Consider the following 12,157-nt stretch of genomic DNA (forward strand, 5'->3'; position numbering starts at 1 on the left):
TTTTCTTTATTATGCATTCATAAATCTCTTGACTGCACTGATTCTTTGGATTACCAACAAATCAAGTAGCCACACAACTATAAGTGACAAACCAACTAGCGGAAAAAGTATTCCTAAACAGATTACTACAATTAGGAAAACTTTCATTTTCTTAATGCTTGGTGCTGCAGGTGCACCTATTTGGTTTTTAGGCTTCCGTTTCAGCCATAAATAAAAACCACTAATAGTCACCAAGACGATGCCTAAACAAATAAGAAGGCTAAGTAATTGGTTGAACAATCCAAATTGAGTACCTTTATGAAGAGTAATTCCCCATGCAACTATTTTCCCTATCAGTCCATAGTTATCATAACGGTAATCAGCTAAAACGGCCCCTGAATATTGGTCTATATGAATGGTAGCCTCATCTTGTGCCTTTGGAGGAAAGGCAGATAAGGTATATACGCCTTCTTTTTCATTCGGAATGCTTATGGTATAACTTGGATGCATACCCTCCCGGTTTGCTATTGCTACCACATCATCGATAGGAAGCGGAATAAAACCTTGAATCTTTGAAATTGGAACATCAAGGTTTTCTGCTGCCCACGGGACATCGGCTATATCTTTTGTTTTTACGCCGGATGTAGGGGCATTTCCCGTCCATATAGAAGGTGGATACCCAGCCCCAGAATTAGTAGCGAAGGATTGGAAGTTACTACCCCAGAAACCTGACCAAGGCAACCCAGTCATAATTAGAAACAACATACCACCAGCAATCCAAAAAGCAGGAACAGCATGTAAATCTCTCCGCAAAATCTTTTTCCCTTTATTAAATCTGGGTACCAAAACACCAAATAGGTTCGGTTTCTTTTTTGGGTACCATAGAAACAGACCGGTTACTATTAACACTACTGCCCAACAAGCAGCCAATTCGACTATTCTGTCACCTAAAGTTCCAGCCATCAGTTCTCCATGAAATTCTTCAATTTTATCCATAATTCGGTCTTCACTATTTAACGTACCTAACGAATCACCCGTATAAGGATTAATGAATACCGTAAGGGAATCATTATTATTAATAATGCCCACTTCGCTTGAGCGATTCGCGTTCTCACCTGGACGGAATGACGTAACTACTGAATCTGGATATAACTCTTTCACTTCTTCGATTTGGTGGGATGCTGGCAGTTTATCTCCACTTGGTGTAACCACCCAGTAGTCTTGGTAAATTATTTGTTCGATTTGGGGCTTGAATAAATAAACTGACCCTGTAATTGCCAGGATAAGTAGGAAGGGTGCAAAAATAATACCAGCGTAAAAATGCCACCTCCATACCGTCCGATATACCGAGATGGGGGCTTGTTTCCTATCTTGAATAGAAGTGCTTTGAACTGTCTCCATATACTTCTCCTTAAAAAATAATTGGTTTCCAACGCATTAGACAAAATAAATAGTGATTAACAAGATTTCCGTTAGCGGTCCTACTCACTCGGTAGCCTAAATCCAATACTTCAGAAACCTCTTTGCTTAAATAAACCCAAGTTTGTTCTTTAACGCAAAAGTAAACGTTCCTATTCCGATCAATATCGAAGTTAATTGTAAATCCACCACTCTTTTTATGTAAATAGCCCATACGGGCTATCAGTGATAAGTGTTTTTTAGTTATTATACTTATAAGAGAATAAAGAATTAAATTTAGTAGGGAGAGAACGTGCTTGTCTTATCGTCTTTTACAGTTACTTTGTGTGATTTTGCCAACATTATTAATCGGGGGATTCGAATACGTTCGCCACGATTTCCTTTTGGGTTCTCTATCAATGGAAGCAGGAAATTTATATATTACAATCCTTACTTTCTTGCTCTCACTTTTGTTTTCATCCTGGATGTTTCGTATTATCAAAGTTACGAATGACAAACTCATGAATGAACAGTCAAAACGAGCTGTATATGAAGAGCGGGAAAGACTCGCGCGAGAACTTCACGATGGAATTGCTCAATCCATTTTCTTTCTAAATATCAAACTGAAACAAGGTGATTTTGAAGCAGCATCTCGGGCTCTATCCACTATCGATAACCATGTGCGTCAAGCTATTTTTAATCTTCGGTCTGAGCCAGAAATAAATGATTCGCTTAATTCAAGGATAACCAAATGGATTTCCGAATGGAGTTCGATAACAGGCACTGAAGTAGAAGCGGAAATTCAGATTCCCAACGGTTCATTTACCGTAAAAGATGAAATACAAGTCTTTGCGATTATCCAAGAAGCTTTTGCAAATATTAGAAAACATGCTAAAGCTTCTCAGGCGGTCATTAAAATTAAGGGGACAGAGAATGGGTGGCAATTGAAGATTGCCGATAATGGAAGTGGAATCAACGGCTCGGAGAAATCAGATAAGAAATATGGATTGTCGATTATGCAGGAACGTGCGAAGCAACTAGGAGCAACATTACAAGTAATAAACAGACAAAAGGGCGGCACCGAAATAATCGTCACAAAGGAGAACCGATAATGCAAACTTTTAGAGTAATCATTGCGGATGACCATCCACTGGCAAGAGAAGGGATCAAAAGTGTACTGGAAATTGATAATTCCTTTTTGATAGTTGGTGAAGCTACTGATGGACTCGAAGCCATTGAACTTTGTGACCAACTTCAGCCCGATTTGCTTCTTCTGGATATAAACATGCCAAGATTGAGTGGTCTCGAAGCAGTAAAAAAAATACGGTCTTCTTTTCCTCATATACATGTTGTCATGTTGACTGTGTCAGATGATGTAAAAGACCTGTTTACGGCTATACAGTTCGGAGCACAAGGATATTTACTAAAAAATATGGAGCCGGATGACTGGATTGAGTATCTTCATGCCCTGCTCGGGAACCATACAGAAATCTCCCGTGAAATAGCGAGTAGGTTACTCTATCGCTTTCGTACACGCAATATCCATGAGGAAGTGAGTCCCCTGACTTTGACACCGAGAGAGTGCGAAGTCCTTTCCAGGGTAGCAGCTGGTGATACAAACAAGGAAATTGCTCGGCGATTTGTCATTGCAGAAAATACGGTTAAAAACCATATAAAAAATCTGCTTGAAAAGCTTCAGCTAGATAATCGTGTGCAGCTTGCTGCATATGCTGTCAGGCATGGTTTGTCAGAATAAAATCATACAATGGATTGGTGCGCTTCTCCTTATTCTTTTGGAATATTAAAGGAACAGGCTTGTATATTGTGAAGGATTGCACTTAAACTTGGTGCTTTATTTGAACAAGAAACTTAGATAAGGACCTCCTGTGGGGTCCTTTAAATTGTATGGTTTCAAGCTAATTACAAAGTAATCTCTTGCTCGTTTTTAAAGTAGTCATAATCTATAGCTTTTACTACAAAAATATTGTTAATTTGTACTCCAACATTATGAGAAATCATTAGTTGTGATAGTTTATTACCATCAAAAAGAATAATTTTTTTAGCTTCACAATCGTTCAGCATATTTTCTTGCACCATCAGTAAAATAAGAGATAGTAATAAACACGCCTTTTCTAGCACCCTTACCATCTAAGGCTCCTGAAAAGCTTTGTACAACTTCACGTCCAATACTCTTGTTCGAACCATATCTTTTAGCTTGGACATATATGTTATCTAACCCTAACTTATCTTCTTTTATTACTCCATCTAAACGTTCATCGTTTGTTCTTTGAGTAACTTGACCGTCTCCGTAGCCCATTACTGTGAGCAGATCTACTACAATGTCTTCAAATTTTGTCCAATGGATACTTCTTAATTGATTTAATAATGTATCAGCTAATTCAGTTTTGAGTTTATCCAACTTTTCCTTTACAACAGTAAGAGGATCTACTATCTTTTCCAATTCTTCAATTTCTACAATGTTTTCATCCAGTAACTCTAACCCTCTTTGGTAATCTGGTAAGTTAATTTATTTACTTCATCAATATACTTTTCTTTTTTTAAGCTATATCTTACGCTTCTTAATCTTGTAAGAAATATTGAATCTTTGGTATTTTCATATTTCATCACTCGCTGCTCTTCACTTAAATTAAAATGAGCTACTAACGCTTCAGAAACATCAATAGCAGTATAGGCTTTGCCATCTTTTATTCGTTAGAAATGGGATTTCCATATCTTTCATCGATGGATTAGATACTTTAATTGTTTCATTATAATTCCTAGAAATTTTATGAGTATTGTATTTTTGAATAATTTGAAGTTCTTCTTCTTTATTTTTTGGAATTCCTTCGCTATTTAATATGTCCTTTATCCTTGGTATTGTACACCCTATCTCATTCATATTCTTTAGAAAATTCATAATTCTTAATGATTCCAAATTGTACAGTACTTTTTCCTGTTACTTGAGTAGGTAGATATTCTTTAAAATGCTTAACCCATCTCCTTCCAGTAGCTTCAGACCAACCAACGAGCTCAGACATCTTAGTTTTTGTAAGCAGTTCAAAATCATCCATAATTGTTTTCTTCCTCATCTTTATGTGTTATTTTTTACTGAATTTTACCATACGGAATTCAATATATATTAGTGCTTTCATTTAATCGTACCATTTCATATTTAAATTTTAATATACAATTGCAACTCCACTTAAATATTACTTATTTAATATAAATAACCCGTTACATAACTCCTTATTTTTTACTGATATATGTATAAAATGGGCAAAAAACCCAGTAAAACTTCAAATGAAAACACACAATAAATAAGTGTGGTTATAAGGGAGTGCGTAAAAAATACTATAAAAATATTAAAAAATTTTGAGATGTGATAACCCCTTAGGGATTCCGTTCATCTCACAAATTTCATATATAGAAAGATTGGTATTTTGATATTCATACAGTTGGTCATCTGGAAGTAAAAGTTCTACAGCAAAAGTGTTAGCTTCAACTTCGATCTTGTCGAGAGAAAATAATGTTTTCTCTCTTAGAAAAGGGGTTTTTGATCTAGGGTGTAAGAGAGCATGTCCCAATTCATGAGAACATACAAAACGTTGGAAAGCTTCGTCTAAGTTGTTATTGATGAATATATACTTGTTTCTCTTGTCATACTTATAAATACCTTTTATCTCATTGTGTAGATTCCAGGGAAAAACGTGAATTTTCTTTAAAGATGCTAGTTCAAAAGGATTGTTTGTCTGATATTTTTTTATTAAACTTTTCAACTTCATTTTTAATCCATTCCATGTAAATCGCTCCATATTACTACAACTAATCTGTGTTCTCTTGTCTATATTTTTTAGGAATGTATTTTTTATTGATACGTTGTGTTTGACGCACTGCATATTCCATTGCTTCCAAAAAAGATTCAATAGCTTCTTCGCTCATTGGTTCACCATAAAAAAGTAGGCCATCTTCGTTAGTAAGGTCTTTCTTAATTTGCTCCATACGTTTAGCAATGTCTTTTTCATCTTTTTTTGTTAAGTTGGAAGTATTTACAATGTTATCACTTTCTTTACCAGTAATTAGGTAGTCAGTTGATACATAATAAATATCAGCTATTTTCGCCAACATATCCTTATCAGGAGTCCTGATTCCATACTCCCAATTTGCATAGGTTGAAACAGTTTTGATACCAAGTCTTCTGGCTACCTCTGTTTTAGACCAACCTTTTTGCTCTCTAAGTTTTTCAAGTATTTTTGGCGTTATATTATTCATAATTTACACCTTTAGCCTTTATTTTATATGTTAAATATTAACACGATTTACACAGAAAAGATAAAAAGTTACACAAAAAGAGTAAAAATTGTATTTACTTAAACTATTTGAGTAAGTTATTATATAATCAAAAGTTACACAAAATGAGTAAGAGAGGTGGTATAGTGACTCTTAAAAGATTAAGAGATGTTCGTTTATCACAAGGAAAATCTCAAACTTTTATGGCGAAAAAACTTGGTTATAAGTATGCAAGTGGCTATGCCAATATAGAAATGGGTAGAACTAAGCCAAGTCTTGAGAAAGCAAAAAAGATTTCTGAGATTCTCGGTGTAGACGTGAATTATCTTTTTTTTTATGAAAAGTTACACAATTCGAGTAAAACAATAATCGCATAAGGAGGTACAAATATGAACCAACCATCAAGAGAAGCAATAAAAAACATGCTTGAATATTTTAAAAAAGTTTCTGCACCACGAATCTTAGCCAAGCGTGCTGAAGCTGAAAAAGTAAATCCCAAAAAGGAGGCTGTGTAATGAGAGATTTACAAATCTATAAAAATGATTTTTTTGAAGTTGCTGCAAAAGTTGAAGATAATCAAATTTTGTTTGATGTAGAGCAAGTTGCTAAGTGTTTAGGAATTACAGAAACAAAAAACGGATCTGAATATGGTAGGTGGAATCGAGTAAACAGTTATCTTCCTAATAATTCGCCACAAGTGGCGAAAGGAGATTTAATACCAGAACCACTTGTTTATAAATTAGCTTTTAAGCTTCAAATGAAATTGCAGAACAATTTCAAGATTGGTTGGCTATTGAAGTTATTCCATCTATTAGAAAGACAGGTTCATATAAAAGTGAAAAAGTTGTCCCATTATCTAAATACCAGGCACTAGTCACAGTTCTTCGCACAACAGCTGACCTAGTAGAAGGTCATGAAGAACTAAAAAACACCATTGGTCAATATGGTAAAAAATCTTAGAAATCGAGTCCAAAGTTGATGAACAAATCACTTTAACATCAGGTGAGCAACGCAGACTTCAAAAAGGAGTGGCAGCAAAGATATATGAAATCAGTGCTGATCCACAAGAGAGATCAAGACTTTACCGTGAACTATATCGTGAAATCAAAGATCGCTTTGGTGTTGCTAGTTACAAAGATGTTAAGCGAAAGGAATTATCATCTGCCCTATGTTATATAGAAAACTGGATTCCAAGAAAGGTATCTTAATTTATTACTATATTAACAAATTATTCCTATTTGAAAGGTAGAAGGGAGGTGTAACTATCATGAAAATTGGTAGAGCAGCAAAGGCAGTAAAAGAAGCAAGATGTGCAGTCAATTTGACACAACAACAACTTTCCTTTGAAATTTTTGAATCTCGTGAAGCAATCTCTCAACAAGAAAATGGACGTTATAGAGTTCAGCCTAATATTGCAACCTATTTTGCAAATGAACACAACGATCCATTCCCAGCTATCGAAGCAGCACATGAGTACACAAAATGGGGAATCGCAAAGTTAGACGGGGAAGCTGCTGATTTACATAGATCAAGCATCTCAATTAAAACAAAAGAAGAGTTAATGGAGGCGCTAGAGGCAGTATCAGAAGCAAACAAAAAATTAACAGTTAATCCTAAAAGTATTGAACAAATAGATATCAAGGTAATAGAAAAATCTATTCAAGAATCTATTGATGCCATAACAGCTTTAACTCATTACGTTGCAATTCTTTGTAAGGAATACAGGATTTCATGGGTGAAAATGTGGGCTCAGCACAAAATGAAATTGATTTCGAGGAGGTTCTTAAAAAATGGATGATCAAACTATGTTTTATGCAATGTCAGTATTAGTTTTCGTAGCACTGATGTTTGGTTATATGTGGGGATCAATGAATAAAAATGAGAGTAAAAAATAAGCAGCAAGCTCTGAAAAGCTAACAGCTTAAGGGTGGACCCTTTTAAAAAAGAAATTGTCGAATAAAATCATACCACTCTTCTTGAGTGATGGCAAGAACACGTTCTTGTCATGATCGAGACTGGACAACCTCTCATCCCTCTCTAATAGTCCTTTCTTGATCGTGATGATGCGAATAAGGCATCAGAAAGGTGGTGGGAATATGTATCAAGTTGAGATTGTTTATAACCAAAAGGACGCAAATATGTTTCTCTCAGAAAATGCAAACTTGGATATTAAGGACATCAAACTAAGTTCTCTAAACACAGCCGACAGTACAAATGAAGTCATCATGATCATTTATAAAAAATAAAAAGAAAGCCCATTTAGAAAAATGAGCTTTTAAAGGGAAATTATAGAATAGAAAACTAGACTTATTTTAGTGGATTCCCATTTGTAAATCAATTGGAAATGAAAAAAATGATAGAAATTCCCTATACCGAATCAGATAAACGTCGATTGGAGCTATCGGGAGGAAAGATTATAGAAAAACCTAATGGTATGCCAATCTTTCAGTTTGATTCTAAAGAGAAATTTTACCTATTTGTTGCCTTAGGGAAAATTAAGAATGACAACAATTTGATAGGGAGGAAATGACATGTTAGAACATCCTGATATAACACGTGTAAATTGAACAGGCTATCTCAATGTATTTGATCAACCGGAACTTACAGGTATTGATTATTTTGGTGATGAGATTTTAGAAGGTGACGATGTAGTTGAGTTTGATGGAGATGTGATATTAAGAGATAACTTGGAAAGGTTTTTAGTAGAAATCGGTTTTGAATTTAAAACAGCAATATAAAAAGCCCACTGGGTAGAGTGAGCTTTTTAAAAGAGATCCATGAAATATCTATAACACTATTTTAGAGGATCTCCTTCAAAAAATCAAATGGAGGTTAAATAGATGGCTAAAAATTTAAATGCAATTCCAATACATGAAATAACCCATTCAGAATGGCTAATGGAACGAATGAAAGGAATTGGTGGTAGTGATGTAGGTATAATCCTTGGATTAAATAAATATCGTACTCCCTTTGAATTATGGCTCGAAAAAACAGGGCAAGTTGATCCAGTCCAATTAGATAACGAAGCAATCTATTGGGGAAATGAAATGGAAAACGTGGTTGCTAAGGAATTCGAAAAACGAACAGGTAAAAAAGTAAGGCGTACAAATTTTATGTTTTCTCACCCTGAATATCCTTATATAAGAGCAAATGTTGACCGTATGGTTGTTGGTGAATCAGCAGTTCTTGAATGTAAAACTGCATCAGCATTCCTAGCAAAAGAATGGGAAGTAAATGAGGTACCTGATACCTATTTAGTCCAGGTCCAACATTACTTAGGTGTAACAGGAAAGCAAAAAGGTTACATAGCTGTTCTTATCGGTGGGAATCGCTTCGTTTGGAAAGAGGTCGAACGTGATGATGAATTAATAAAAATGATCTTTGATGCTGAAAAGCACTTTTGGGAATATCACGTTTTGCAAGGCAACCCTCCTGAACTTGATGGATCTACTGCTGCTGAAAAATACTTAAAAGAAAAATTTGACCGTGCTGAAAAGGATAAACAAATTATTCTTCCATCCGATTACAAGGAATTACTAGAACAATACAACAAGTTAAAAGCTGATGAAAAGCTATTATCTACAGCTAAAAAAGAAATTGAAAATAAACTCAAAGCTACTCTTAAAAATGCTGAAACAGGTACGGTAGGAGATTACATTGTTTCATGGAAAAATCAATCGCGATCAGGTGTTGATTCTAAAGCTTTGAAAGAAAAGTTTCCTGACATTTATAAAGAAGTTTTAAAAACATCTTCTTTCCGCAAATTCGATGTTAAGGAGGCTAAATAATGGCTACAAATAGCATACTTAAAAATCAATTAGCAAATAAGCAAGAGACCTCTGCTCAGCAAGTCTCTGCTAGTTCCCTTGGTCTTAAGTCGTTACTAAATACACCTACTATGCAAAAGAAATTTGAACAGGTTCTCAATAAAAAGGCACCACAATTCATGGCATCACTCTTAAATCTCTACAATGGAGATCTGCTTTACAAGCAGCTGAACCAATGTCAATCGTTACATCAGCGATGGTTGCCGCAAGTTTAGATTTACCAATGATATGCCTGGATTGTACCTTTTTACGATTCTAAAAAAGGTCATAAAGCAGCACAATTCCAGCTCGGATATAAAGGCTACATTCAACTAGCTTTACGTACTGGCCAATATAAAGCAATTAATGTTATCGAGGTTAGAGAAGGTGAGTTAATCAAATGGAATCGCCTAACAGAGGAAATTGTACCTGATCTTGATGGAGCAACTAGCGATAAAGTAGTTGGTTATTGTGGTTATTTTAAATTAATAAATGGCTTTGAGAAAACAGTTTATTGGACAAAAGATCAAGTAGAAGCACACCGTATTAAACATAACAAAATGAAGGATAAAAAAGCGTTAAATAACGTTTGGAAATCTGATTATGACTCTATGGCGATGAAAACGGTTCTTAGAAACATGTTAGGTAAATGGGGAATCTTATCAATAGAAATGCAAAAGGCCCTTGCAGAAGACGAAAATGAACGTGAATTAAAGGATATTACAGAAGAATCAATTGAGGAATTTTTTAATGAAGATTTAAATATCATCGATGTTCAGGCATCAGAAATAAATGAAGTTGAAAAAGCCTCTGCGAATAAAATACAAGATGAATTTCCATTTGAATGATGATTGTGGTTCATATTCCACATGACTACCTTTGGATGACAGAAGGCTACCATGATCGAGGGAAGCTATTCAAACAGTATGTTGAAGGTTATATAAAGAATTACTTCCCTCATCTGGAACTGGTGAAAATTGAAGGCATGAAGGCTATTTGTAAAAGGAAGTAGGTGATACGGTGTCCGACAGCTATCCGTTTAATACATATTCAGGACTACTAACTCCAGAACATTACAAACGAATAGGGAATGCGATCTGGTTGTTTTTATGGTGTATTAGCTCCACTACAGCTGAGAAAGAAAAGGACGGTATTATGTGGGGCATCGTATTAGGAAATACACCTCAAAAGCTTCCAGATCTAGCAAAGGTATTTGGAGTTAATCAGAAAACGATTAGTAGATGGATAGATCAATTAGAAAAAGAAGGCTACATCAAAATTACTCGTGCACCATATGGTCTAATATTTACCGTTAAAAATTCGAAGAAATTCAAAAACAGATCGGACAAAAATGTCTTATCTGAAATGAATAGAGATCAGACAAAAATGTCTGATCAGACAGAATTGTCCGATCCAGTTAGATCAGACAAAAGTGTCCGATCTAATAAAGATATAACAGAACTAGATATAACAATAAAAAATAATAATGCTGCTGTTAATATAGCACATGGTATTGATGAACAAACTGGCGGGGTGCCTACAACCGAAATCGTCCAGCTAGCTGATGCCGATCAGAGTAAGGGACAAATACCAGGTAGTTCTCCAAGTGCTTATGAACAGATCAAAGAAAAATATATGCGATTAACTGGTATTGGTGGATTTGATGTTAACGCCAAGGATAAACACAGCATTCAAAAACTTCTTGAGTACAATATTGATCTAGATAAGGCATTAATCTGGCTAGAAGAGTGTTTTAGAGACTACAAGCCTAAACATCAATTTGACAAGATTAATAGTTTTGCCTATTGCTTGCCCATCATCCTAGATAAACATGTTGCTGAACAAGAAGGAACAAAGGAAAATACTCCAATGCTAAAACGAAAAGCAAGCTATTACAACAAGAAGCCGATCCGGAAAGAAATAGTACCCGACTGGTTAGGGAAAGAACAAAATCAACCAAAAAGTGAGATGACACCAGAAGAGATTGTTGCATTCGAAGAACAAAAACGCAAACTGTTTAACCGAATAAATAATTACAAAAAACAGAAAAGTGGGTGATCTTATGAACTTGCAAGCTACAAAGCTTTCACTAGCAGTTGAACAACGAAAAGATTATTTAAAAAACGAGCTTCTACGCTATGGGTATTTCAAAACACCTGATAATCGTCAGCTCTATGAACTAACTTTATCTGAACTTGAGCAAATACATATTAACGTCAAGGCTCAATTTGGAAAAGAGATGTCTAAGGATGAGAGCGCATGAAAACTGGGAGCATTATCTTGAAAGATTATGATAAGTTACAGCTCGTAAAACGAGTGCAAGAGTTAGAAAAGCGTGGTTATGTTTGTGCTACTCGAATCAAATCATTCAGGAAAACTTCAAAGCAATTTGATTTGATATGGGATAGTTATTCAGGTAAAAAGCTTAAATTTGTTGGAGCGAAAGAACTTGAACTATTCATGGTGAAAATGGTAAGGGAGGATCGGCCTAGTGCCTGCTAAGAAATACGGCAACAAGATCGTCAATTTAGATGGCCATAAATTCGATAGCAAGGCCGAGGCCAAATACTATGAGCAGCTGAAATTGCTTAAACAGATTAAACAAATAAAATCATTTAAGCTCCAACCAAAATATTTGCTGCATGAGGCATTCCAAAAGAATGGCCGTACTTTCCGCAAGATTGAAT

At 35.1% G+C, this 12,157-nt stretch carries 17 protein-coding genes and 3 pseudogenes; 14 read left to right on the forward strand and 6 right to left on the reverse strand.

Going from position 1 to position 12,157, the window contains the following annotated elements:
• Positions 1-9: 9 nt before the first annotated feature.
• Entirely contained in the window at positions 10-1,380 is a 1,371-nt protein-coding gene (locus WQ54_RS31080; RefSeq protein WP_046590749.1) for a PepSY domain-containing protein, read from the reverse strand.
• A gap of 314 nt (positions 1,381-1,694) precedes the next feature.
• On the opposite strand from WQ54_RS31080, the gene WQ54_RS31085 reads away from it, so the two are divergent.
• Together WQ54_RS31085 and WQ54_RS31090 are read left to right on the forward strand one after the other, a co-directional pair.
• The gene (locus WQ54_RS31085) at positions 1,695-2,489 is read left to right on the forward strand and encodes a sensor histidine kinase (protein ID WP_046590752.1); all 795 of its coding nucleotides are present in this window, start codon (positions 1,695-1,697) and stop codon (positions 2,487-2,489) included.
• On the forward strand, positions 2,489-3,133 hold the full coding sequence (locus WQ54_RS31090; protein ID WP_046590753.1) for a response regulator transcription factor: 645 nt from the start codon (positions 2,489-2,491) through the stop codon (positions 3,131-3,133). Before WQ54_RS31085 ends, WQ54_RS31090 begins: the two co-directional genes overlap by 1 nt.
• A gap of 309 nt (positions 3,134-3,442) precedes the next feature.
• Here WQ54_RS31090 and WQ54_RS35115 read toward each other — a convergent pair whose 3' ends face one another.
• The 5 genes from WQ54_RS35115 to WQ54_RS31115 all read right to left on the reverse strand — a co-directional run bounded on the left by WQ54_RS35115 (position 3,443) and on the right by WQ54_RS31115 (position 5,646).
• Complete coding sequence (locus WQ54_RS35115; protein ID WP_052738059.1) at positions 3,443-3,838, reverse strand: restriction endonuclease; 396 nt, start codon at positions 3,836-3,838, stop codon at positions 3,443-3,445.
• Between the two features lie 35 nt (positions 3,839-3,873).
• Positions 3,874-4,086, reverse strand: a complete 213-nt coding sequence (locus WQ54_RS35120) for a winged helix-turn-helix domain-containing protein (protein ID WP_331435297.1) — start codon at positions 4,084-4,086, stop codon at positions 3,874-3,876.
• A gap of 182 nt (positions 4,087-4,268) precedes the next feature.
• Positions 4,269-4,448 (reverse strand): hypothetical protein, encoded by a 180-nt coding sequence (locus WQ54_RS35125; RefSeq protein WP_046590757.1) that lies wholly within the window; start codon positions 4,446-4,448, stop codon positions 4,269-4,271.
• A gap of 291 nt (positions 4,449-4,739) precedes the next feature.
• Positions 4,740-5,189: an ImmA/IrrE family metallo-endopeptidase gene (locus tag WQ54_RS31110; protein ID WP_231597716.1), complete on the reverse strand. Its 450-nt coding sequence runs from the start codon at positions 5,187-5,189 to the stop codon at positions 4,740-4,742.
• 10 nt (positions 5,190-5,199) lie between these two features.
• On the reverse strand, positions 5,200-5,646 hold the full coding sequence (locus tag WQ54_RS31115) for a helix-turn-helix domain-containing protein (RefSeq protein ID WP_046590759.1): 447 nt from the start codon (positions 5,644-5,646) through the stop codon (positions 5,200-5,202).
• A gap of 164 nt (positions 5,647-5,810) precedes the next feature.
• On the opposite strand from WQ54_RS31115, the gene WQ54_RS31120 reads away from it, so the two are divergent.
• The 12 genes and pseudogenes from WQ54_RS31120 to WQ54_RS31165 all read left to right on the forward strand — a co-directional run.
• Entirely contained in the window at positions 5,811-6,041 is a 231-nt protein-coding gene (locus WQ54_RS31120) for a helix-turn-helix transcriptional regulator (protein ID WP_046590761.1), read from the forward strand.
• A 12-nt stretch (positions 6,042-6,053) separates the two neighbouring features.
• The gene (locus WQ54_RS35405; protein ID WP_269431607.1) at positions 6,054-6,179 is read left to right on the forward strand and encodes a hypothetical protein; all 126 of its coding nucleotides are present in this window, start codon (positions 6,054-6,056) and stop codon (positions 6,177-6,179) included.
• A pseudogene (locus WQ54_RS35550) lies at positions 6,179-6,872 on the forward strand (ORF6C domain-containing protein). The gene WQ54_RS35405 and the pseudogene WQ54_RS35550 overlap by 1 nt, the downstream one beginning before the upstream one ends.
• Before the next feature lie 59 nt (positions 6,873-6,931).
• Positions 6,932-7,462, forward strand: a complete 531-nt coding sequence (locus tag WQ54_RS31135) for a helix-turn-helix transcriptional regulator (protein ID WP_046590762.1) — start codon at positions 6,932-6,934, stop codon at positions 7,460-7,462.
• Positions 7,463-7,760: 298 nt separating this feature from the next.
• A complete protein-coding gene (locus WQ54_RS34105) occupies positions 7,761-7,910 on the forward strand; it encodes a hypothetical protein (RefSeq protein ID WP_156178282.1) in 150 nt (49 codons plus the stop codon).
• 285 nt (positions 7,911-8,195) lie between these two features.
• Positions 8,196-8,402, forward strand: a pseudogene (locus tag WQ54_RS35135) (hypothetical protein).
• Between the two features lie 102 nt (positions 8,403-8,504).
• Positions 8,505-9,452, forward strand: a complete 948-nt coding sequence (locus tag WQ54_RS31140) for a YqaJ viral recombinase family protein (protein WP_046590764.1) — start codon at positions 8,505-8,507, stop codon at positions 9,450-9,452.
• Positions 9,452-10,318, forward strand: a pseudogene (locus WQ54_RS31145) (recombinase RecT). Before WQ54_RS31140 ends, WQ54_RS31145 begins: the two are co-directional and overlap by 1 nt.
• A gap of 172 nt (positions 10,319-10,490) precedes the next feature.
• The gene (locus WQ54_RS34115; protein ID WP_052738061.1) at positions 10,491-11,528 is read left to right on the forward strand and encodes a MarR family transcriptional regulator; all 1,038 of its coding nucleotides are present in this window, start codon (positions 10,491-10,493) and stop codon (positions 11,526-11,528) included.
• 4 nt (positions 11,529-11,532) lie between these two features.
• Positions 11,533-11,733 (forward strand): Fur-regulated basic protein FbpA, encoded by a 201-nt coding sequence (locus WQ54_RS31155; RefSeq protein WP_046590766.1) that lies wholly within the window; start codon positions 11,533-11,535, stop codon positions 11,731-11,733.
• Positions 11,730-11,972, forward strand: coding sequence for a hypothetical protein (locus tag WQ54_RS31160; RefSeq protein WP_046590768.1), 243 nt, complete (start codon positions 11,730-11,732; stop codon positions 11,970-11,972). The genes WQ54_RS31155 and WQ54_RS31160 overlap by 4 nt, the downstream gene beginning before the upstream one ends.
• Positions 11,962-12,157: DUF1064 domain-containing protein (locus WQ54_RS31165; RefSeq protein ID WP_046590769.1), on the forward strand; the 196-nt coding region annotated here is incomplete at its 3' end. The genes WQ54_RS31160 and WQ54_RS31165, both read left to right, overlap by 11 nt.

The sequence above is a fragment of the Bacillus sp. SA1-12 genome (genome assembly GCF_000981385.1).
In the GTDB taxonomy this organism is placed as follows: Bacteria; Bacillota; Bacilli; order Bacillales; family Bacillaceae; genus Metabacillus.

What these genes read in the sequence shown, in the direction of transcription:
- WQ54_RS34105 (WP_156178282.1), top strand. Translation starts at nt 7,761, where the DNA reads ATGTATCAAGTTGAGATTGTTTATAACCAAAAGGACGCAAATATGTTT.
- WQ54_RS35125 (WP_046590757.1), bottom strand. Translation starts at nt 4,448, where the DNA reads ATGGATGATTTTGAACTGCTTACAAAAACTAAGATGTCTGAGCTCGTT.
- WQ54_RS31160 (WP_046590768.1), top strand. Translation starts at nt 11,730, where the DNA reads ATGAAAACTGGGAGCATTATCTTGAAAGATTATGATAAGTTACAGCTC.
- WQ54_RS35405 (WP_269431607.1), top strand. Translation starts at nt 6,054, where the DNA reads ATGAACCAACCATCAAGAGAAGCAATAAAAAACATGCTTGAATATTTT.
- WQ54_RS31140 (WP_046590764.1), top strand. Translation starts at nt 8,505, where the DNA reads ATGGCTAAAAATTTAAATGCAATTCCAATACATGAAATAACCCATTCA.
- WQ54_RS31090 (WP_046590753.1), top strand. Translation starts at nt 2,489, where the DNA reads ATGCAAACTTTTAGAGTAATCATTGCGGATGACCATCCACTGGCAAGA.
- WQ54_RS31115 (WP_046590759.1), bottom strand. Translation starts at nt 5,646, where the DNA reads ATGAATAATATAACGCCAAAAATACTTGAAAAACTTAGAGAGCAAAAA.
- WQ54_RS31155 (WP_046590766.1), top strand. Translation starts at nt 11,533, where the DNA reads ATGAACTTGCAAGCTACAAAGCTTTCACTAGCAGTTGAACAACGAAAA.
- WQ54_RS31110 (WP_231597716.1), bottom strand. Translation starts at nt 5,189, where the DNA reads ATGGAGCGATTTACATGGAATGGATTAAAAATGAAGTTGAAAAGTTTA.
- WQ54_RS31135 (WP_046590762.1), top strand. Translation starts at nt 6,932, where the DNA reads ATGAAAATTGGTAGAGCAGCAAAGGCAGTAAAAGAAGCAAGATGTGCA.
- WQ54_RS31080 (WP_046590749.1), bottom strand. Translation starts at nt 1,380, where the DNA reads ATGGAGACAGTTCAAAGCACTTCTATTCAAGATAGGAAACAAGCCCCC.